Here is a 21,118-nt window from a genome sequence, read left to right on the forward strand (position 1 = left end):
CCTCACCCCCGCCACGCCAGTTGCGACCGCAGGGCCACCACGTCGCCGACCAGGATGATGGCCGGCGGCTCCAGACCGCTGGCGGCCATGTCGGCGGCGCAGGTGCCGAGCGTGGTTTCCAACACCTTCTGCCGTTCCGTCGTCGCCTCGGCGATCACCGCGACGGGCGTGGCGGCGTCACGCCCGCCGGCCATCAGGTCCGCCGCGATGCCCGGCATGGCCCGCCATGCCATATAGAGCACCAGCGGCGCCCCCGTCGCCGCCAGCGCCCGCCAGTCCGGGCCGCCGCCCAGGGAATAGCCGGTGACGAAGATCACCGCCTGATTGTTGTCGCGGTGGGTGACCGGGATGCCGGCATAGGCCGGGCCGGCGATGCCCGAGGTGATGCCCGGCACGATGCGGAAGGGAATGCCGGCCTGGGCCAGCGTCAGCGCCTCCTCCCCCCCGCGCCCGAAGACGAAGGGGTCGCCGCCCTTCAGCCGCAGCACCCGCTTGTTCTCCTGCGCCAGTTCCACCAGCCGGCGGCTGATGTCGTCCTGCTGGGCCGACGGGCGCCCGCCGCGCTTGCCGGCGAATTCCAGCACCGCGTCCGGCCCGGCCAGGGCCAGGATGCGGGGATCGACCAGCGCGTCGTGGACGATCACGTCGGCATCGCGTAGACCTTGCAGGGCCAGCAGGGTCAACAGGCCGGGGTCGCCGGGGCCGGCCCCCGCCAGCCAGACGCTGCCCGGCGCGAAGGGAACCTGGATGCTCTCGGGAATGGGGGCCGCGTGGATCATGACGGAAGGCTCGACGGACAAGAACGGGGACGGGACGGACGGCGGGGACGGCACGGCGTTACGGCGCGGCTGGACCACCGGCACCTGTGCCACCGCGGCCACGCGGGCGGCGGTAGAGGCGCTGTTGACCGGGGCCTTCCCCGATCCGGTGACGGTCACCCTGCCCGGCGGCCAGCGCCCGGCCTTTACCCTGGCCTGGACGGACCGGGGAGAAGGTTGGGCGGCGGCGGGCGTGGTCAAGGACGCGGGCGACGATCCCGACGTGACCCACGGCGCGCTGATCCGCGCGCGGGTCTGGCGGGGGGAGCCCGGCAGCGGCCTGAGCTTCCGCGCCGGGACAGGTGTCGGCACCGTGACCCGTCCGGGGCTGCCGCTGCCGGTGGGCGAACCGGCCATCAACCCCGTGCCCCGCGCCATGATCGCCCGAACCATTCACGAGGCGGCGGGCAATCGCGGGGATTTCGTGGTGGAGATCTCCATCCCCAACGGCGAGGCGCTGGCGAGAAGCACCATGAACGGGCGGCTGGGCATCGTCGGCGGGCTGTCGATCCTGGGCACCACCGGCATCGTGGTGCCCTATTCCTGCTCCGCCTGGATCGCGTCGATCCAGCGCGGGGTGGACGTGGCCCGCGCCGCGGGTCTCTCCCATGTGGCGGCCAGCACCGGCGACCTGTCCGAACGCGCCGCAGCATCCCGCCACGGGCTGGACGAGGTGGCCTTGATCGACATGGGCGATTTCGCCGGGGGCACGTTGAAATACCTGCGCCGCCACCCGGTGCCGCGGCTGACGCTGGCCGGCGGCTTCGCCAAATTCTCCAAGCTGGCCCAGGGGCTGCTGGATCTGCATTCCAAGCGCAACAGCGTCGATCTGGACTGGATCGCCGGTCAACTGGCCGCCCTTGGCGCCGGCGAGGCTCTGGTCGCCGCCGCCCGCACCGCCAACACCGCCGCCCAAGTGCAGGCGATGGCCGAGGCCGCCGGCCTGCCGCTGGCGGACCGCATCGCCGCGCTGGCGCAGGATACGGCGCTGAACACGCTGGAGGGCGCGCCGGTGGCGGTGGAGGTGATCGTCACCGACCGCCAGGGGCGCGTCACCGGGGTGGCGGACTGGAAAGGCCCCCATCATTCCCCCACGGGGAACCCGCCCACCGGGTAACCGGGGCGATAGCGGCGGATATGCTCGGGGTCGTAGAGGGCGCTGCAGCGGAAATCCTCCGCCCCCAGCGCCGGGCCGACGAGGATCAGGGCGGTGCGCTCCATGGGTGCTTCGGCCACCAGGGCGGCGATGGTGGCGAGCGTGCCCTTGACCACCCGCTGGTCGGGCCAGGACGCGCGGTAGACCACCGCCGCGGGGCATCCGGCGCCGTACAGGGGCGTCAGCCGCGCCGCCACGTCATCCAGCACATGGATCGACAGGTGGATGGCCAGCGTGGCGCCCGACCGTCCCATCACCTCCAGCGTCTCGTTGGGCGGCATGGCCGAGGCGCGGCCCGAGGTGCGGGTGAGGATCAGCGACTGGCTGACCTCCGGCAACGTCAGCTCCCGGCCCAGCGCGGCGGCGGCGGCGGCGAAGGCCGGGACGCCGGGGGTGATGGTGTAGGGGATGTCCAGTTCCCGCAGGCGCCGGGTCTGTTCCCCCAGCGCGCTGTAGACCGACAGGTCGCCGGAATGAAGGCGCGCCACGTCCTGTCCCGCCTCGGTCGCGCGGACCATCTCGGCGATGATGTCGTCCAGCGCCATGGGCGCGGTGTCGATCACGCGGGCGTCGGCGGGCGCATAGGCGATGATCTCCCGCGGGACCAGCGACCCGGCGTAGAGGCACACCGGACAGGCAGCGATCAGGTCACGGCCCCGCAAGGTCAACAGGTCGGGGGCGCCCGGTCCGGCGCCGATGAAGTGGACGGTCATGGCCTAATACCCGATCAATGCTCTCAACCGAACGCAATAGCACAGGTGACGGCGGACGTGTTCATCCGCGTGACGGCCAGCCGCCCGTGCCACCCCACCGCGGCCAGCGCCGCCGCTTCCGCCACCGACGGCACGCCCACCAGCGCCGCCACCCGGGCCGAACGGGTGTGGGTGCGCCGCTGGGCCGCCGCCAGCGCGCCATCGCGGACGATGATCAGCGGCAGTGACAGCCGGCGCGCCGCCGCCCGGATGCCCGGCTCGTACCGCTTGCGCGCCGCGGTGGCGAGCACGGCCCGTCCCCATCCCGTGCGGGGCGGAAGGGCCGACAGGGCACGCCGCACCAGCGCCACGATGGCGGCGGCGGGGCAGCCCTTGCGGCAGCCGACACCGATGGCGATCATGGTGCGTCCCACGGTTTCTCCACCGTCCACAGGGTGATGGGCATCAGCGGTTTCCACCCCAGAAAGCTCCCCAGCGGCTGGGCGCGGGCCACCGACAGGCGCACCAGATCACCGCCCAGACGCTTCTTCCAGTCGGTCAGGGCCGCTTCGGTTTCCAGGGTCACGCCGTTGGCGGCCAGCCGCCCGCCGGGCTTCAACGCCGCCCAGCAGGCATCCACCACGCCGCCGTTGGTCAGGCCGCCGCCGATGAACACCGCGTCGGGCCGCGGCAGCCCGGCCAGCGCCTCCGGCGCCGAACCAACCACCAGCTCCAGCCCCGGCACGCCCAGCGCCGCGGCGTTGACGGGAATACGGCCCGAGCGGTCCCCCCGCCCCTCCACCGCGATGGCGCGGCACGTAGGGTCGCACAGCATCCATTCGATGCCCACCGACCCCGACCCGGCCCCCACGTCCCACAGCAGCGCCCCGCGGCGGGGCGCCAGGAACGACAGGGTCAGCGCACGGATTTCCCGCTTGGTGATCTGGCCGTCGTGGTCGAACCAGTCGTCGGGCAGGCCGGGGGCCAGCGGGATCACCCGCGCGCCCGGCTCCGCCGCCACCTCCACCGCGATGCTGTTGAGGTCGGCCACCGCGTCCGCCGGGGCCGCGGCGGCGGGGAAGGACGTGATCCGCTCCCGCGCGCCGCCCATGGCCTCCAGCACCGTCAGGCGGCTGGGGCCGAAGCCGCGGGCGGACAACAGTGCTGCCAGCTTGGCCGGCGTGGTGCCGTCCCAGCTCAGCACCAGCAGCCGGGCGCCGGGGTGCAGGTGGGGGATGACCAGTTCCAGCGGGCGGCCATGGACGGTCAGGCACACCGCATCCTGCAGCGGCCAGCCCAGCCGGGCGGCGGCAAGGCTGAAGGACGACGGGGCCGGCAGCACCCGCATCTCGTCCGCCGGGACCAGCCGCGACAGGGTGGCGCCGATGCCGTACCACGAGGGATCGCCGCTGCCCAGAACGCACACGTCCCGCCCCCGCCGGGCCAGCAGGCCGGGAAAGGCGTCCGCCAGGGGCGAGGGCCACGCCATGCGCTCCTGCCCGTCCTGGGGTGGGATGAGCGACAGGTGGCGCGCACCGCCGATCACCAGCGACGCCCCGGTGACGGCGGCGCGGGCAGCGGGGGACAGGCCGTCCCACCCGTCCTCGCCGATGCCGGCGATGGTCAGCCAGCGGGTCATGAGCGGCCCCCCGGCGGGCGGCTTTGTGCTATGCATCCCCATTCCCACCCCCAGCGGCGGTTACCAGCCCATGATGAAGGCCCTGATCCTTGGCGGCACCACCGAAGCCTCGGCCCTGGCGCGGCGCCTGAACGGCCATGCGGCCATCGACGCCCTGGTGTCGCTGGCCGGGCGCACGGCCCAGCCGGTGCTGCCCCCCCTGCCCACCCGCATCGGCGGGTTCGGCGGCGTGGCGGGCCTGCGCGCGTACCTGACCGCCAATGGCATCGGTGCGGTGGTGGACGCCACCCACCCGTTCGCCGCCCGCATCTCGGCCAACGCGGTCGCCGCCTGCCATGAGGCCGGCGTGCCGCTGCTGGTGCTGACCCGCGCGCCGTGGGAGGCCGGCGACGGCGACCGCTGGACCGGCGTGCCCACCATGGCCGCGGCGGCGGACGCCGTGCGCGGGGCCGCGGGCACCGTGTTCCTGACCGTGGGCCGGCAGGAACTGGCCCCGTTCGAAGCAGCACCCGACGTGCATTACCTGATCCGCGCGGTGGACCCCCCCGATCCCATGCCGGCCCTGCCCCACGCCACGGTGATTCTGGACCGCGGCCCCTTCACGGTGGAGGGGGAAGAGGCGCTGATCGGCGCCCACGGCATCACCGTGATCGTGTCCAAGAACAGCGGCGGCACCGCCACGGCGGCCAAGCTGGAGGCGGCCCGGCGCCGCGGCATCCCCGTGGTCATGGTCACCCGCCCGCCGCCGAGCGGGGCCGCGGTGGTCCACAGCCCGGCGGACGCCCTGGCGTGGCTGGAGGGGCTGGCCGGGCATCAGCCCCCCTTGTAGGAGCGCGGCGTGTAGACCCACGGCGTTTCCCCCTCCCCCCGCGGCACCAGCCGGGTGTGGGAGGCGCCGATGATGACCACGGTGCGCATGTCGGCCATGGCCGGGTCGCAATCGCCCAGCGGCACCACCGTCAGCCGTTCGTCCGGGCGCCCGACGGCCTGTCCCAGGATCACCGGCGTGTCGGGCGAACGGATCGCGCGCACCGCGTCGAACGCCGCCCCCAACTGCCACGGGCGGGCGCGGGAGATGGGGTTGTAGAGGGCGATGACGAAATCCGCCTCCGCCGCCAGCCGCAGCCGGCGCACCACCACATCCCACGGCTTCAGATTGTCCGACAGGGAGATGGCGCAGAAATCGTGCCCCAGCGGCGCCCCGGCCCGCGCGGCGGCGGCCTGCATGGCCGAGATGCCGGGGCACACGCGGATGGGCACGGCGGCCCAGCGCGGGTCGGTGCCGGCCTCCAGCGCTTCGAACACCGCGGCGGCCATGGCGAAGACGCCGGGGTCGCCCCCCGACACCACCGCCACCCGCCGCCCGTCGGCGGCCATGTCCAGCGCGTGGCGGGCGCGGTCGATCTCCACCCGGTTGTCCGACGCGTGGCGCACCTGGGGTCCGGGGGGAACCCGGTCCACATAGGGGCCGTAGCCGACGATATCGGTGGCCTGTTCCAACTCCCGCACCGCTTCCGGCGTCAGCCAGTCCGGCGTGCCCGGCCCCAGCCCGACGATGCTGATCCAGCCTTGGGTATCGCCGCTCATCCGCGGTTCCCCACGCCCGGCACCACGATCATGGAGAAATAGGGGGCCGTGTCCGGCACGTCGCGGAAGGGCATCACCCGCTGTTCCTCCATGGTCGCGCGCTCCACGTACCACGCGCGTTCGGCCAGGCCCGCGGCCTCCACCGCGCGGCGGACCTTGGGCAGGTTCTGGCCCAGCTTCATCACCACCGCGGCATCGGCGCGGGTCAGCGCCGCGGTCAGCGCCGCCTCGTTCAGCGAGCCGGGGATGATCGACAGCACGTCGTCGCGGATGTTGAGCGGGCGCGGCAGCAGCGACGCCGCCCCGGATACCGAGGTCACGCCCGGCACCACCTGCGTCGGGAACCGCCCCGACAGGCGGAAGAACAGGTGCATGAAGGAGCCGAAGAAGAACGGGTCGCCCTCGTTCAGCACCGCCACCGAGCGCCCGGCGGCCAGATGCCCGGCCAGCACCGCGGCGGAGTCGTCGAAGAAGGCTTCGATCCGGCGGCTGTAATCCGGGTGGTCGGGGGGCAGTTCCACCGTGACCGGATAGACCATCGGCACCTCGGTCTGCGTGCCGGTCATGTGGGCGTCCACCGTGCGGCGGGCGTTGCCGGACCCGCCGCGCTTGGTGAAATAGGCCACCACCGGGCAGGACCGCAGCACCCGCACCGCCTTCAGCGTCAACAGTTCGGGGTCGCCCGGCCCGGTGCCGATGCCGTACAAAGTGCCGGGGGAGGTAAGGGAGGTGCTCATTCCGCGTCGCTCGCCAGTGCGTTGACCGCCCCCGCCGCCATGGCCGACCCGCCACGCCGGCCCCGGATGGCCAGATAAGGAACCGAGAAGGGGTTTTCCGCCAGCGCGTCCTTGCTTTCCGCCGCGCCGACGAAGCCGACGGGGAAACCCAGGATCGCCGCCGGGCGCGGCGCGCCGTCGGCCAGCATCTCCAGCAGGCGGAACAGGGCCGTGGGCGCGTTGCCCACCGCCACCACCGCACCGGCCAGATGGGGCCGCCACAGCTCCAGCGCCGCCGCCGAGCGGGTGTTGCCGATCTCCTGCGCCAGACCCGGCACCTCGGGCTGGCGCAGGGTGCAGATGACAGGGTTGTCGGCGGGCAGGCGGGCACGGGTGATGCCGTGGGCCACCATCTCGCTGTCGCACAGGATCGGCGCCCCGGCGCGCAGGGCCGTGCGGGCGGATGCCCCCACGCCGGGGGAGAACATCATCTCCTCCGCCACCTCGACCATGCCGCAGGAATGGATGATGCGCACCACCACCGCCTTGAGGTCGTCGGGCAGATGGTCCAGGCGCGCCTCCGCCCGGATGGTGGCGAAGGACTGCCGGTAGATGGCGGCGCCGTCGCGGATGTAGTCGTAGGTGGGGGCTGACACGGGTGGTACGTCCTTGGTTTCTTCTTTTAGAGATCGGCGGGCGCCAGGGTTGCCAGGAACGCTTCCGCCCCCACCCCCGGTTCCGCTCTTTGACGGTAGAGAGCATCAAGAGCCGCCACCTTGTCCACGGCTTCCGCCGGGGACAGGTCCGGCCAGCGGGCGGCGCCGGACGCGGCGGCGTTGATGTCCACGCCGTAGCGCCCGGCCCTGGCGGTCAGGGTCACCGCCGCCGGGGCCGGGTGGGCACAGCCCTTGGAACAGCCCGACACATGCACCGCCCCCGCCGCCGCCGCCAGGGCCGGTGCCCGGCGCGCCAGGGCCAGCGCGTCGGCGTGGGTGTCGGTGGTGCCCACGTCGCACCCGCCGGCCCCGCTGCACGCGGTCAGCCGCAGCCGCACGTCGGCGGGGTCGAGCACGCCGCCCAGCGCCGCAATCTCGGTTCCATCCGCCACGCCGGGCAACAGCAGCGCGCGCCAGGGCGTCAGGCGGATCTCCCCACATCCCTGCCGCTCCGCCAGCCCGGCCAGGGCGTCGAGCCGGTCCACATCCAGCCGCCCGAAGGGGAAGGCCACGCCCAGCCAGCCGCTTTGCACGCCCAGCACCGCCCGCGGGGCGCGCACCGGCGGGGCCGCATCGGCCAGCGGCGTCAGTCCGGGCAGGGCTGCGAACGCCCCGGCGCCGGTTTCGCGCACCAGCCCGGCCATGCGCCGCGGTGCGCCGTCCCGCGCCGCACGCAGCGCGATGAAGGTGCGCGCGATGGCCGCCGCCACCGCGGGCAGCCCCGCCGGGGCGCACAGGCCGATGGGAACCGCCGTCGCCAGCGTGCCGCCCAGCGCCACGCGGAAGGCGAAACCGGCGCCGTCCGCCACGGCGTCGAACCGCACGTCGGTGGAACTGTCGGCCAGGTGCCCCACCCCGCCGCCGCACACCAGCCAGCCGAATTTCGGGGTCAGCCCCCGCACCGCCGCATCCGCCGCCAGCCGGGCATCCAGCGCCAATGCGGCGGCACGCACGTCGAACCCCTGCGGGTCCAGCCCGGCGGCAGGCGCGGTCAGCACGTTGCGCACCGCCTCGCTCTCCACATCCGCGGCCAGCAGGCCCAGGGATTCCAGGGCGGCGTACAGCGGCGGCAGCCCGTCCGCGTCCAGCCCGCGAAGCTGGAGATTGCCGCGGTGGCTGAGGTCCACCAGCCCGTTGCCCAGTTCCCGCCCCAGGGCGGCGATCCGCCGGGCCTGGGCCGCGGTCAGGATGCCGGCGGGCACGCGCACGCGCACCAAAAGCCCGTCGCCCACCTCCATGGGCGCCAGGACGCCGGGGCAATAGCCGCGGCGGCGGGGTTGGGCGGGGGATGCGGCCATCATCATGCGGCCTCCTCTCTCAAACGGCGCAGGTCGTCGCCCACGGCGTTGCGGCGGGGGTGCCACAGGCCCCGCGCCATGGCGTCGGCGAAGCGGTCGAGCATGGCGCGGGCGGCGGCAGGGTTGGCGGTGCGCAGGAAATCCAGCACCCGGTCATCCTCCACATAGGCATCATAGAGGATGTCGAAGTGATGCGCTTTGACCACGCGGGTGGAGGCGGCGAAGGCGAACAGGGTGTCCACCGCCGCGGCGATGTCCGCCGCCCCCGCCGGGCCGTGGCGCATCATGCCGGCGATCCAGCGCGGGTTGGCGGCGCGGCCCCGCAGCACGCGGGCCAGCTCCTCCCCCAGCGTGCGGACGGTTACCCGGTCGGGTTCGGCGCTGTCCAGGTGATAAAGCGCCGGATCGGCGCCCAGCGAGGCGGCGGCGGCGGCGAACCCGCCCTCGAACTGGGCATAGCCGTCGTGGGACAGCAGGTCGTGTTCCCGCTGGTCCTGATGGTGGACCAGCGCCTCCGCCCCGCCCACCCGGCGGCGGAACAGCGACGGCAGCGCCACCCCGTCCAGGCCGGGGCCATAGGCATGGCAGCCGCCGTCCAGATAGGCCCGCCCGAAATCCCCTTGGCCCGACCAGTCGCCCGAGGCCAGCAGCCCGGCCAGCGCCGTGCCGTAGCCCCCCGGTGCCGCGCCGAACACGCGGGCGGTGGCAAGCCGGCGGGCGTGCTCCGCCTCCATCCCCTGGGCCGTCAGTTCGGCCACGTCGCGGGCGACAGCAGAAACCAGCGGGTTGACGTCCGGTCCCTCGTCGGTCAGCCCGGCGATGGCGCGCACCGCCTGGTCGAACAGCGCCACCTGCTGCGGGAACACGTCGCGGAACAGGCCGGACAGGCGCAGCGTCACATCCACCCTCGGGCGGCCCAGCAGCCCCGCCGGCATGATCTCATAACCCGTGACGCGGCCCGATCCCCCCTCCCACACCGGGCGCACGCCCAGCAGCGCCAGGGCCTGGGCCAGCTCGTCGCCGCCGGTGCGCAGGGTCGGCGTGCCCCACACGTCCACCACCAGCGCACGGGGCCAATCACCGTGATCCTGCAAATGGCGGGTCAGCAGCGCGTCCGCCGCCTTCCACCCCAGCGCCCAGGCGGTGGGGGTCGGCACGGCGCGGGGATCGAGCGCGAACAGGTTGCGCCCGGTGGGCAGGGTGTCGGCGCGCCCGCGGGCCGGCGATCCCCCCGGCCCCGGCGGCACGAAGCGCCCGTCCAGCCCGGCCAGCAGGGCGGCCCGCTCGGCCGCCCCGCACCCGGCGATGGCCGGCAGCAGGGTGGTGCGCACCCGCTCCAGCACCGCCGCCGTGCGGATCCAGGCGGGATCAAGCGTTTCGGTTCCCGCCACCAGCGCCACCGCGCGGGCATCGAGGGCGGCGCGGTGTTCCGTCTCATCCAACGTGAGGTCGAGCGCCAGGGCGCGGGGCAGCGCCATGCCCGCCCCCTCCCCCCCGCCATGGGGGAAGCGGGCGACGGCGGCGGCGAGGCGGGCGATGGACTCCTCCGCCGGCGGTGTGCCGAAGACATGCAGCCCGTCGCGGATCTGCATCTCCTTCACGTCGCACAGATGGGCGTCCAGCCGGTTCAGCACCTCCGCCGGGTCGTCGGATGGCGTAAGGTTGCAGTCGGCGGCCACCCCGGTGCGCCACGCCAGATCGGTGATGCGCTCCTGCAGCAGCCCCAGCCGCCGCGGGTCCATGCCCGACGCTTGGGCGTATTCGTCGATGGCCGCTTCCAGATCGGCAAGGCCGCCGTGCAGCCCGGCCTGCATGGGCGGCGGGGTCAGGTGGCCGATCAGCACCGCCCCCAGCCGGCGGCGGGCCTGCGCCCCCTCCCCCGGATTGTTGACGATGAAGGGGTAGAGGATGGGCAGCGGCCCGGCCACGATCTCCGGCCAGCAGGTGGCCGACAGCGCCACCGCCTTGCCCGGCAGCCATTCCAGCGTGCCGTGGGCGCCGAGCTGCACCAGCGCGTGGATGCCCGCCACATGCCGCAGCCACAGGTGAAAGGCGTAATAGCCGTGGCTGGGCGGGGTATCGGGATCGTGGTGCTGGGCGGTGGTCAGGGGCCCATGGCCGCGGCTGGGCTGCACCGCCACGGTGACCGCCCCGCAGCGGCGCACACGGAAACGGAAGCCGCCGTCGTCGGCCAGCGGGTCGCCATCCGGTTCCCCCCACGCCGCGGTGATGCGGGCCAGCGCCTCCCCATCGGCAAGACGGCGGTAGGCCGACAGGCCGAGATAGACGCCCGCGTCCCCCGCCGGGGTCAGGGAGGCCAGCAGGTCCGCACCATGCACCGGCACGTCGGCGACGGCGTACCCCGCGTCCCGCAGGGTGTTGAGAATCCCCACCGCGCTGGCCGGGGTGTCCAGCCCCACCGCGCGGCCCACCCCGCCGCCGGGGCCGGGGTAGTCGGACAGCACCAGCGCCAGCCGCCGCTCCCCGCGCGGGGTGGCCGCCAGCCGCACCCACGCCGCGGCCAGATCGGCGGCCCACGCCACCCGGTCGGGCACCGGGCGGATCAGGGTGGGGGCGAATTCCAGATCGGGGTCGGTTTCGGCCTCGGCCTTGAAGGCGATGGCGCGGGTCAGGATGCGCCCGTCCATTTCCGGCAGCACCACGTTCATGGCCAGATCCGCCGGCCCCAGCCCGCGCACCGCCCCGGCCCACCCGGCCTCGGTGCCGGTGGACAGCACCACCTGAAGCACCGGCACACCCGCGGCGTCCAGCGGCGAGCCGGCGCCCCCCGGCGGCACGGCGGAAAAGCCGGTGGCGTTCAGCACCACCGCCGTCCCGGACTCGACCAGGGTCCGGGCCACCCACGCGGCGGCCTCCGGCTCCTTCAGGCTGGCGGCGAACAGCGGCAGCGGCGTCAGGCCGCGCTCCGCCAAGGCGTCGGCCAGGGCGTGGACCGGCGCCACGTCGCCGGCCAGCAGGTGGGAGCGGTAGAACACCACCGCCGCCACCGGCCCGCCATCCTCCACCCGGCCCGCCCAGCCCGCGTACCGGCCAAAGCGCGGCACCGGCGCCGGCTCGGCCCAGGGGGCGGGATGCCCGGCCAGCGTGGCGGCATAGCCCAAAAGCGAGGCGGCGTTGTCCGGCCCCCCCTCCACGAACAGGCGCCACAGCCGGGACACGGCATCCGCCGGCACCGTGCTCCACCCCTCCAGCGTCGGGTCGGGGCGGGCATCGCCGGGCAGCACGGCCAGCGGAATGCCTTGTTCCCGGCACACCGCCACCACCCGTTCCAGGCCATAGCGCCAATAGCCGGCCCCGCCCAGCAGCCGCAGCACCACGCCGCGGGCCGGGCGGATCACCCGGTCGATGAACAGGTCCACCGACAGCGGGTGCCCCAGCCGCGCCAGAGTGACCAGCCGCAGCGTGGGCAAGTCCGCCCGCCGGGTCCGCCACGCGGCGGCCAGCGCCGACAGGTCGCTGTCGGAAAAGGACAGCACCACCAGATCCGCCGGGGACAGTTCCAGGTCCACGGCCTGCGGTTCGGCGGTCAGGTCATCCTGCCGGGCGGCCAAAAGGTGCATGGGGTCTTATTCCACCAGCGCTTTGGTCACCGCGGCCACGTCCAGCCCGGTTTCCCCGATCACCACCAGCCGGCTGCGGCGTTCCTCCTCCGGCTTCCAGAAGCGGTCGAAATGGGTCTGCACCCGCACGCCCACCCCCTGGACCAGCAGCCGCATGGGCTTGCCCGGCACATGGACGAAGCCCTTGACCCGCAGCACCCCGTGGGCCGCCGCCACCACCGCCACGCGGGCGGCCAGCGCCTCGGCGTCCGTCTGGTCGGGGAGTTCGACCACGAAGCTGGTGAAGTCGTCGTGGTCGTGGTCCTCCTCCGTCTCATGATGGCTGGGACGGCTGGCGAGGTCGTCCTCCACCGCGGCACCGATGCCCAGCACCACGCGGGCGTCGGCACGCCCATGGGGGCCGTGAACGATCTTGGCGTCCCGCGGCAGGGTGGCGCGGATCAGCTCCTCCACCTTGGCCAGCCCGGCCCCGTCCACCAGATCGGTCTTGCTGACCACGATCAGGTCGGCGCACAGCAACTGATCCTCGAACACCTCCTCCACCGGGGTTTCGTGGTCCACGGTGCCGGCATCGGCGCGCTGGGCGGCCAGCGCCGCGGCGTCGGGGGCGAAGCGGCCCTCGGCCGCCGCCGCGGCATCCACCACCGCCACCACCCCATCGACGGTGACCCGGGTGCGCACGGCGGGCCAGTTGAACGCCTTCACCAGCGGCTTGGGCAGGGCGAGGCCCGAGGTTTCGATGATGATGTGTTCCGGCGGCTCGGCGCGGGCCAGCAGCTTTTCGATGGCCGGCACGAAATCGTCGGCCACGGTGCAGCACAGGCAGCCGTTGGCCAGCTCGATCACGTCGTCCTCGGTGCAGGCGGGCACGCCGCAGGCGCGCAGGATGCCGCCGTCCACGCCCACGTCACCGAATTCGTTGATGATCAGCGCCAGACGCCGCCCGCCGGCCTGTTCCAGCAGCGACCGGATCAGCGTGGTCTTGCCCGCCCCCAGAAAGCCGGTGATGACGGTGGCGGGAATCTTCGACGGCAAAGCCGGCATGGGTCTTATCCTTTGCAAGAAAAAGGGGGATCGGGCGGGGGAACGGCGCCCCCGGTCATGCCGTGCATCGCAAACCTTCCTTCCCCGCCCACCCGGCGGACAGATGTGATGGGTCCGGCCCCCGTTGGGCGGGACCGGTCCGGTGGCAGGTTTCCTGGCTTGCGGGTTATCGCCGGTCCCCCGCCTTCCCAGCCCCATCAGGGGACCAGTGGCATCCGGGGGATGGCTCGCCGCACACAGTTGCGGGGGCAGCCGCGGCCTTGGGGGGAGAAGACGCCCCGCACCGCGTTCCCTTTTACCCCCGCACCGTCCAGACCGGCGGATGGCGCGGGGCACCATCGGAAGGGCCGCAGCATCGCAGGGTCGTGAGCGATTTACAAGCCGCCACCCGCCCGCGTCATGCCCCGAAGGGAGGAGACGCCATCATCCCCCATAGCCCCGCCCCGCTCCACCCTACCGCACCGCCCAAACCCAAAGGTGAACGAACGGATGAGATGTCAATCCGCAGGCGTATTGGCCAAACACACCGTTTTTTGCCCCGTTCCCCCAGCCGGGCCAGCCTGAACATGGCTGTAAATCCTTCCTTCGCACAATAAGCGTTCTCGCACCGGCACACGAAGCCCACCAATGAGACCCAAGTCTTATTTGTAAACAACCGAATCATCCCTAGAGTCCGCCGCCGATCGCCGCAGAAAAAGGCGATTCTTTCGAGTCACGGACGAATCTTTAAAAAGAAGATTTTCCGGGAACGGGCAGGTTTTGCTTGAAGGAAACGGCGCCACACCGCCGGCCAACCAGGGGGAAGAATACCATGAATGCGCGTAACATCGTGATGCTGGGCAGCAGTGCTGTTGCCCTGACGCTGGCACTTGCCGCCCCGGCCCTGGCCGACACCACCGAGGATCTGCTGTCCCACCTGCGCGCCAAGGGCGTGCTGACCAACAGCGAATTCAACACGCTGAGCCAGCGCCATCAGGTGGAGACCGCCCGCGCCGCAGCCGATGCCAAGGCCCAGGCCGACGCCCAGGTGCAGGCGGCCAAGGCCGCGGCGGTTGCCGACGACAAGACCATCGTGCGCAAGGCCGACAAGGGTCTGGGGCTGAAGGTGGGGGATGTGAACATCCAGCTGTCCGGCTCCATCAACGGCTTCTACGTCCATGATTCCGGCGACAGCGGCCCCCGCACCGCGGTGACCGGCGGCGTGGTCAACACCAACGGCAACAGCTCGTCCGTGCGCAACGGCCTGCTGCCCGGCTATCTGAAGGTGGACGTCACCACCACCCAGGAAGGCTTCGACCTGGGCGCCCATTTCGGCATCTACCCCGGCATCAACAGCGTGACGTGGAACGGCGGCGCCAATTCCGCCGGCCAGCCCCAGGCGCTCACCACCTCCGGCGCCGATTTCCGCCAGACCTACCTGACCGTGGCGCACAAGAGCCTGGGTGAGCTGAAGGTGGGCCGCGACATCGGCCTGTTCGGGTCGGACGCCATCCTCAACGACATGACCCTGCTGGGCGTGGGCACGGCGTCGGCCAACAGCAACCCCAGCAACACCTCGCTGGGCCGCATCGGTCTGGGCTACATCTACACCGATTTCCAGCCGCAGATCACCTACACCACCCCCACCTTCGCCGGCTTTGCCGCCTCGGCGGGCGTGTTCACGCCCATGGTCACGGCGGGCAGCACGGAAGTGAACGATTCCCCCGGCTTCCAGGGCAAGCTGACCTATGATTTCACCGCGGGCGGGGCCACCGGCCACCTGTGGGGCGGCTTCATCACGCAAAAGCACGACCAGACCGGCGCCCAGGCCAGCTACACCGGCACCGGCTTCGACATGGGCGCCAAGCTGAGCTACGGCCCCGCCGCCCTGACCGGCTATTACTACACGGGTGAAGGCATCGGCACGACCGGCCTGTTCATCCTGTCGGCCACCGCCGCCGGCAAGAAGCGCGACAGCGACGGTTTCTATGTCCAGGGCACCGTGAAGCCCATCGACAAGCTGACGCTGGGCGTCAGCTACGGCGAGAGCAACCTGGATCTGGCCGGCGGCGAAGTGAACCCCACGCTGGTGAAGAAGAACAGCTCGTGGGCGTTCCAGACCAAATACGCCCTGACCGACTGGGTGTCGCTGGTGGGCGAATACACCAACACCACGTCAAAGGCCCACGGCGGCAACGAGGCCAACTCCGACGCCATCGCGCTGGGTGCCATCCTGTTCTTCTGAGTGCGGCGGGCGTCTCCATCCGACGGCACGAAAAACTGGGGGGCGGCAGCAATGCCGGCCCCCCTTTTTTTCGCGTCGGGGCGACCGCCCCGGACCCTTCAGTCTTTTTACATGACCCGCTTTTCGACCAGGACCGACAGGGAGCCGGCGGAGGCCACCACGGCTTCGCGGGTGCCGTAGGAGGTCTCGGCCACGGTCAGCACCGACTCCGGCGCCACCGTGGACAAGGCCGCGTCCAGGGAGCGGACGTAGGCATAGGGCACCGTCGCCCCCTCCAGCCGCGACGCCACGGCGAGGCCGTATTCCCGTTCCGCCAGCCGCCGGCCCACCAGCAACAGGCAGGTGTCGCCCGCCGCCATGCCGACACAGTCGGGATCGCCCGACTCCGTCACCGAAAAGCCCATGGCGCTCCACCGCGCCACCGCCTCACCAATCTCGGGCAGAACCATCATGGGCGACACCCGCAACGCTTCCGTCGTCATCCACCGAACTCCCGATGTGAATATAACGGGAACAGGATACACCGCTTTTCCGGGAGCGCCATGAAAAAACCCTCCCCCGGAATGAGGGGGAGGGTTTTTCACCACGCGGCGTACCGCCGCGGGATCAGCGTCGCCGCAGGTCCAGCGTCATGGGGAACTGCGGGTTGCGTTCCTCCGGCGGCACGGTCATCGGGCCGGGGGTGTGGCCGAAGGGGTAGAAACGGGCCAGACGCCGGCCTTCCGCCTCGTTGGCGTTGACGGGGAAGGTGTCGTAGCTGCGCCCGCCGGGGTGCATGACGTGATAGGTGCAGCCCCCCACCGACCGCCCGACCCAGGTGTCCAGCACGTCGATCACCAGCGGCGTGTGCACCGGGATGGTCGGGTGCAGGCAGGACGGCGGCTGCCACGCGCGGTACCGCACGCCGCCGACGAACTCGCCCTCGGTCCCCGTGGGGATCAGCGGCACCCGGCGGCCGTTGCAGGTGACCACGTAGCGGTCGCCCACCAGCCCGGCCAGACGCACCTGCACCCGTTCCACCGACGAATCCACATAGCGCACGGTGCCGCCGCCGCCCGGCTCCTCGCCCAGCACGTGCCACGGCTCCAGCGCCATGCGCAATTCCACCGTGATGCCCCGCTGGACGATGTGGCCATAGACGGGGAAACGGAAGTTGGTGTGCGGCTTGAACCACGCCTCGTCGAACGGGAACCCATGCTCGCGCAGGTCGGCCAGCACGTCGGCCAGATCCTGTTCGACGAAATAGGGCAGCATGAAGCGGTCGTGCAGGTCGGTACCCCACCGCACCAGCTTGCCCTTGTACGGGTGCTTCCAGAACCGCGCGATCAGCGCGCGGATCAGAAGCTGCTGGGTCAGGCTCATCTCCGCGTGCGGCGGCATTTCGAACGCGCGGAACTCCAGCAGCCCCAGCCGGCCGGTGGAGCTGTCGGGGGAATAGAGCTTGTCGATGCAGAATTCCGCCCGGTGGGTGTTGCCCTGCACGTCCACCATCAGGTGGCGCAGCACCCGGTCCACCAGCCACGGCGGGCACTGGCCCATCGCCGCCGCCTCGTCCAGCTTGCCGAAGGCGATGTCCAGTTCATAGAGGGAATCGTCCCGCGCCTCGTCCACCCGCGGGGCCTGGCTGGTCGGGCCGATGAACAGGCCGGAGAAGACGTAGGACAGCGACGGGTGGTTCTGCCAGTAGGTGATCATGCTGCGCAGCAGGTCGGGCCGGCGCAGGAACGGGCTGTCGGCGGCGGTGGCCGCCCCCATCACCACGTGGTTGCCGCCGCCGGTGCCGCAATGGCGACCGTCGATCATGAACTTCTCGGTGCCCAGCCGCGCCTGCCGCGCCTCTTCATAAAGGTCGGTGGTGTTGCGCACCAACTCGTCCCACGAATGGGCGGGGTGGATGTTCACCTCGATCACGCCGGGGTCGGGGGTGACCGCCAACTGGCTGATGCGCGGGTCGCGGGGGGGCTGATACCCCTCGATCACCACCGGCATGTCCAACTCCAGCGCCGTCGCCTCGATCTCCTGGACCATGGCGATGTAGTCTTCCAGCAGCCCCATGGGCGGCATGAACAGATAGATGCGGCCCTGGCGCGCCTCGCACGTCAGCGCCGTGCGCACCACCCACCACGCCGACTTGCCGTGCTCGGGGATCTCGGTGCGCACCTCGGCCATGGCCTGACGCACGCGCATTTCGCGCGGGCCGGGCTTCGGCCCCTCGAACGGACGCTGGCGCAGCGGCACCTGGTTGGGCGGCAGCGGCGGGCGCTCGTCAAAGGGGTCTTGTTCGACCACATAGGGGTAATCGGATTCCGACACCCACGGCAGCGACCCCAGCGGCAGGCGGAAGCCCATGGAGCTGTCGCCGGGGATCAGCAGCAGCCGTTCCTGGCGCAGCGGCCATGTGCTGGACAGCCACACCGGCCCCTGGGTGGTCATGCGGCGGTTGATGGGCATGGCGAAGCCCACCGGCTCGCTCAGGCCACGGCTGAACACGCGGGCCAGCCGCGCCCGCTCCTCCGCGTCCTCCAGCTTGCTGTCCAGCGGATCGACGTTGACGGGAAGCTCCTGCTCGCGGCGCAGGTAGTGCCAGGGGTCTTCATAAGCCGCCAGCACCAGCGCCGGGTCGATGCCCAGCCGCTTGGCCAGCGAGACCAGGAACAGCCCGGCATCCTCGGTGGTGTGGCCGTAGTCGGTGTCCTCGCGGGCCAGCAGGTCGGCGTTGTTCCACAGCGCCTGCCCGTCCTTGCGCCAATAGGCGGTGAAGGCCCAGCGGGGCAGCGATTCGCCAGGGTACCACTTGCCCTGCCCGTGGTGCAGCAGCCCGCCGGGGGCGAAGCGGCGCATCAGCCGCTGGACCAGATCGGCGGCCAGCGTGCGCTTGTGGGTGCCGTTGGCCGCGGTGTTCCATTCGGCCCCGTCCATGTCGTCGATGGACACGAAGGTCGGCTCGCCGCCCATGGTCAGCCGCACGTCGCCGGCGGTCAGTTCCCCATCGATGGCGTGGCCCAGGGATTCGATGGCCGCCCACTGCTGCGGGGTGTAGGGCCGGGTGACCCGCGGCGCCTCGTAGATGCGGGTCACCGACATCTCGTGGCTGAAGTCCACCGCGCACTCGTCCACCGCACCGGTGATGGGGGCGGCGGAGGAGGCGTCGGGGGTGCAGGCCAGCGGGATGTGCCCCTCCCCCGCCAGCAGGCCCGAGGTGGGGTCCAGCCCGACCCAGCCGGCGCCGGGCAGGAACACTTCGGTCCAGGCGTGCAGGTCGGTGAAATCGGATTCCGGCCCCGACGGGCCGTCCAGCGCCTTCTGATCGGCGGTCAACTGGATCAGGTACCCGGACACGAAACGGGCCGCCAGCCCCATGTGCCGCAGGATCTGCACCAGCAGCCACGCCGAATCGCGGCACGAGCCGGTGCGCTTGCCCAGCGTCTGCTCGCAGGTCTGGATGCCCGGCTCCAGCCGGATGACATAGCCGATGTCCTGCTGAAGCCGCTGGTTGACCGCCACCAGGAAATTGATGGACGGGGTGGGCGTGCGGTCGATGGCATCGATGTACTGCCGAAGCAGCGGCCCCACCGGTTCCGTTTCCAGATAGGGCTTCAGCTCCTTTTCCAGCCACGGTTCATAGGAAAAGGGAATGGTCTGCGCTTTTTCCTCAAGAAAGAAATCGAACGGGTTGATGGCGGCGATCTCCGCCACCAGATCGACCTCCACCACCAGTTCGCGGGTCTTTTCCGGAAAGACGAAGCGGGCCTGATAATTGGACTGGGGATCCTGCTGCCAGTTCAGAAAATGCTTCTTCGGCGTCACCTTCAGCGAGTAGCTGAGGATCGGCGTGCGGCAATGGGGGGCTGGCCGCAGCCGGACGATGTGCGGCGACAGGGACACCAGCCGGTCATATCGGTAGATGGTCTTATGATTGAGGGCGACATGAATCGCCATGGCCGATACCCCTCTCGGATAATCTGCGAAACCGACAATAACGTTAGCATTACACCGCGGGCCGGCACAGGGGGGGCTTGCGCGGTCCCGCCACCCGTTGCTGCGTTGCAACAGGTGAGGGCACGAAAGCAGCCACAACGGGCGGTAAGCCAACGTCCACACTTTTTCCGTCGGATTCCTCTGTCTTCTAAGCTATTGCCCCGATAGAGAAGGAATGATCCGATAGAGAGATCGGGGTAGCCGGTCTGATGGTCACGGCCATGCTGCGCGAAAGCATGCACCAGGGGAGTATGGGGATGGAGGCCGGCGCCACAGGGCGCGGGGTGGTCATCGGCAAGTATTTCAACCTGAACCCCCTCCCCCCCACCAACGACGTTCTGGGCAGCCCGCTGGTGGTTGCCGACCTGCCCACCCACAAGCTGCCCAAGGAAGGGTGGCGCAGCCGGCTGGGCCGGATCATGGCCGGCCTGCACCTGGGCCGCCAGCCGGCGCAGATGCGGCTGCGCTGGAAGATTCATGACACCATCGGGGTGGTGCTCGCCTCCATCTCGCCCGCCACCACCCTGGCCTCCAACCAGCCGGGCGCGCGCAAGAAGGGGGGGCGGACGGTGGTCGTGCGCCATCCCTATCATCTGCGCTCCGTCTTCGACTTCATCCCCCAGATCCCCGAGGAACTGGCGCCCGAACGCCGCTTCCTGGAACTGCTGATGAGCCGCGTGCTGCGCAAGTACGGCGAGCAGCTTGGGCAGAACCGCGGCGTCCCTTTCTCGTTCGAGAACGAGGCCAAGGAATATTTCTATTCCGGCTATAAGATGGAGCGCCAGATCAAGCGCATCAGCGCCCCGGACGAGCGGTTTACGGCGCTGCAGGCGATCTACGACGCCTATTTTCACGGGCGGAATTACTACTACTATGCCCTTCTGCGGCGGGAGCGCATGAATCCGGAGAACAAATTGTTCATGCTGTTCGCGCGGGCCTGCTATTTCATGGCCCGCATCGACTGGAGCGGGCAGCTCGCCGACAAGCCCAACATCCGCCAGCTTCCCCGCCGCGCCGACATGATGTTCTATGTCCAGCGCGACAAATCGGTGCTGGAACGCTACCGCACCGACCCCGATTTCCAGAAATCGGTGAAGAGCGTGCTGGATGCGTTTCCCGAGTAGCAGGCCCGAACCGCAGGAATACGGGCTGGGCCGGGTTCGCGCTTGCACACCTGTTGGGCGGTCCTTATAGTCTTTTCCTCCCATTCGGTTCCGGAGTTGGTGTGGTATGGCCCGCGTTACCGTCGAAGATTGCGTTCTGAAGATCCCCAACCGTTTCGAGCTGGTCATGATGGCCGCCCAGCGGGCGCGGGAAGTGGCGTCCGGCGCTCCGCTGTCCATCGACCGCGACAACGACAAGAACCCCGTCGTGGCGCTGCGTGAGATCGCCGATGAAACCGTCAGCCTGGACGGCCTGCGCGACTCCCTGATCAAGGGCCACCAGAAGATGGCCGAGACCGAGGAGCCGGAAGAGGAAATCGTCGAGCTGATGGCCGGCGAAAACGACTGGGCCCGCGGCAACGACGGCATCGGCGATGAAGACGGCATGTCGGAAGAAGGCGGCGAGGACGATCTGGGCGCCGAGGCCGGTGACGCCTTCGACGGCGATGATGAGGGGCTGTAAGCGTACGGCCCCGCTTTCCCGGATGATGCGGGGCGCCCTTTCC

Annotated in this window: 17 protein-coding genes and 1 riboswitch; of the genes, 5 read left to right on the top strand and 12 right to left on the bottom strand. The window is 71.1% G+C overall.

Annotated features, from left to right (window positions below):
• Positions 1 to 2: 2 nt before the first annotated feature.
• A complete protein-coding gene (gene cobA / locus M2352_RS24035; RefSeq protein ID WP_264667061.1) occupies positions 3 to 779 on the bottom strand; it encodes a uroporphyrinogen-III C-methyltransferase in 777 nt (258 codons plus the stop codon).
• Between cobA and M2352_RS24040 the strand changes: the two genes are divergently transcribed.
• A complete protein-coding gene (locus M2352_RS24040) occupies positions 778 to 1,935 on the top strand; it encodes a cobalt-precorrin-5B (C(1))-methyltransferase (RefSeq protein ID WP_264667357.1) in 1,158 nt (385 codons plus the stop codon). The genes cobA and M2352_RS24040 overlap by 2 nt on opposite strands.
• Here M2352_RS24040 and cobM read toward each other — a convergent pair.
• From cobM to cbiE, 3 genes are read right to left on the bottom strand one after another with little or no spacing between them, the layout of a single operon-like run.
• On the bottom strand, positions 1,902 to 2,687 hold the full coding sequence (gene cobM / locus M2352_RS24045; RefSeq protein ID WP_264667062.1) for a precorrin-4 C(11)-methyltransferase: 786 nt from the start codon (positions 2,685 to 2,687) through the stop codon (positions 1,902 to 1,904). The two genes, M2352_RS24040 and cobM, sit on opposite strands and share 34 nt — an antisense overlap.
• Before the next feature lie 23 nt (positions 2,688 to 2,710).
• Positions 2,711 to 3,100, bottom strand: a complete 390-nt coding sequence (locus tag M2352_RS24050) for a cobalamin biosynthesis protein (protein ID WP_264667063.1) — start codon at positions 3,098 to 3,100, stop codon at positions 2,711 to 2,713.
• Entirely contained in the window at positions 3,085 to 4,305 is a 1,221-nt protein-coding gene (cbiE, locus tag M2352_RS24055) for a precorrin-6y C5,15-methyltransferase (decarboxylating) subunit CbiE (protein WP_264667064.1), read from the bottom strand. Before cbiE ends, M2352_RS24050 begins: the two co-directional genes overlap by 16 nt.
• On the opposite strand from cbiE, the gene M2352_RS24060 reads away from it, so the two are divergent.
• A complete protein-coding gene (locus tag M2352_RS24060) occupies positions 4,304 to 5,134 on the top strand; it encodes a cobalt-precorrin-6A reductase (RefSeq protein ID WP_319802066.1) in 831 nt (276 codons plus the stop codon). The genes cbiE and M2352_RS24060 overlap by 2 nt on opposite strands.
• Here the strand turns inward: M2352_RS24060 and cobJ are convergent.
• The 6 genes from cobJ to cobW are packed head-to-tail and all read right to left on the bottom strand — an operon-like array spanning position 5,119 to position 13,247.
• Positions 5,119 to 5,892, bottom strand: a complete 774-nt coding sequence (gene cobJ, locus M2352_RS24065) for a precorrin-3B C(17)-methyltransferase (RefSeq protein ID WP_264667065.1) — start codon at positions 5,890 to 5,892, stop codon at positions 5,119 to 5,121. The genes M2352_RS24060 and cobJ overlap by 16 nt on opposite strands.
• Positions 5,889 to 6,629 carry a precorrin-2 C(20)-methyltransferase gene (locus M2352_RS24070; RefSeq protein WP_264667066.1) on the bottom strand — a complete coding sequence of 247 codons (741 nt, stop codon included), beginning with the start codon at positions 6,627 to 6,629 and terminating at the stop codon, positions 5,889 to 5,891. The genes cobJ and M2352_RS24070 overlap by 4 nt, the downstream gene beginning before the upstream one ends.
• A complete protein-coding gene (locus M2352_RS24075) occupies positions 6,626 to 7,264 on the bottom strand; it encodes a precorrin-8X methylmutase (RefSeq protein ID WP_264667067.1) in 639 nt (212 codons plus the stop codon). Before M2352_RS24075 ends, M2352_RS24070 begins: the two co-directional genes overlap by 4 nt.
• Before the next feature lie 26 nt (positions 7,265 to 7,290).
• Entirely contained in the window at positions 7,291 to 8,628 is a 1,338-nt protein-coding gene (cobG, locus tag M2352_RS24080; protein WP_264667068.1) for a precorrin-3B synthase, read from the bottom strand.
• Entirely contained in the window at positions 8,625 to 12,203 is a 3,579-nt protein-coding gene (gene cobN, locus M2352_RS24085) for a cobaltochelatase subunit CobN (protein WP_264667069.1), read from the bottom strand. The genes cobG and cobN overlap by 4 nt, the downstream gene beginning before the upstream one ends.
• Before the next feature lie 6 nt (positions 12,204 to 12,209).
• The gene (gene cobW / locus M2352_RS24090; protein WP_264667070.1) at positions 12,210 to 13,247 is read right to left on the bottom strand and encodes a cobalamin biosynthesis protein CobW; all 1,038 of its coding nucleotides are present in this window, start codon (positions 13,245 to 13,247) and stop codon (positions 12,210 to 12,212) included.
• 127 nt (positions 13,248 to 13,374) lie between these two features.
• A riboswitch (cobalamin riboswitch) is annotated at positions 13,375 to 13,602 on the bottom strand.
• 456 nt (positions 13,603 to 14,058) lie between these two features.
• On the opposite strand from cobW, the gene M2352_RS24095 reads away from it, so the two are divergent.
• Positions 14,059 to 15,471, top strand: coding sequence for a porin (locus M2352_RS24095; RefSeq protein WP_264667071.1), 1,413 nt, complete (start codon positions 14,059 to 14,061; stop codon positions 15,469 to 15,471).
• 107 nt (positions 15,472 to 15,578) lie between these two features.
• Here the strand turns inward: M2352_RS24095 and M2352_RS24100 are convergent, their stop codons facing one another.
• A complete protein-coding gene (locus M2352_RS24100; RefSeq protein ID WP_264667072.1) occupies positions 15,579 to 15,953 on the bottom strand; it encodes a hypothetical protein in 375 nt (124 codons plus the stop codon).
• A gap of 124 nt (positions 15,954 to 16,077) precedes the next feature.
• Entirely contained in the window at positions 16,078 to 19,410 is a 3,333-nt protein-coding gene (locus M2352_RS24105) for a transglutaminase family protein (protein ID WP_264667073.1), read from the bottom strand.
• 248 nt (positions 19,411 to 19,658) lie between these two features.
• Here M2352_RS24105 and M2352_RS24110 point away from each other — a divergent pair, with 248 nt between their 5' ends.
• Together M2352_RS24110 and rpoZ are read left to right on the top strand one after the other, a co-directional pair.
• Positions 19,659 to 20,573 carry a hypothetical protein gene (locus M2352_RS24110; protein WP_264667074.1) on the top strand — a complete coding sequence of 305 codons (915 nt, stop codon included), beginning with the start codon at positions 19,659 to 19,661 and terminating at the stop codon, positions 20,571 to 20,573.
• A 106-nt stretch (positions 20,574 to 20,679) separates the two neighbouring features.
• Positions 20,680 to 21,075 carry a DNA-directed RNA polymerase subunit omega gene (gene rpoZ, locus M2352_RS24115; RefSeq protein WP_264667075.1) on the top strand — a complete coding sequence of 132 codons (396 nt, stop codon included), beginning with the start codon at positions 20,680 to 20,682 and terminating at the stop codon, positions 21,073 to 21,075.
• Positions 21,076 to 21,118 lie beyond the last annotated feature (43 nt).

Source organism: Azospirillum fermentarium (assembly GCF_025961205.1).
GTDB classification, from domain to species: Bacteria; Pseudomonadota; Alphaproteobacteria; order Azospirillales; family Azospirillaceae; genus Azospirillum; species Azospirillum fermentarium.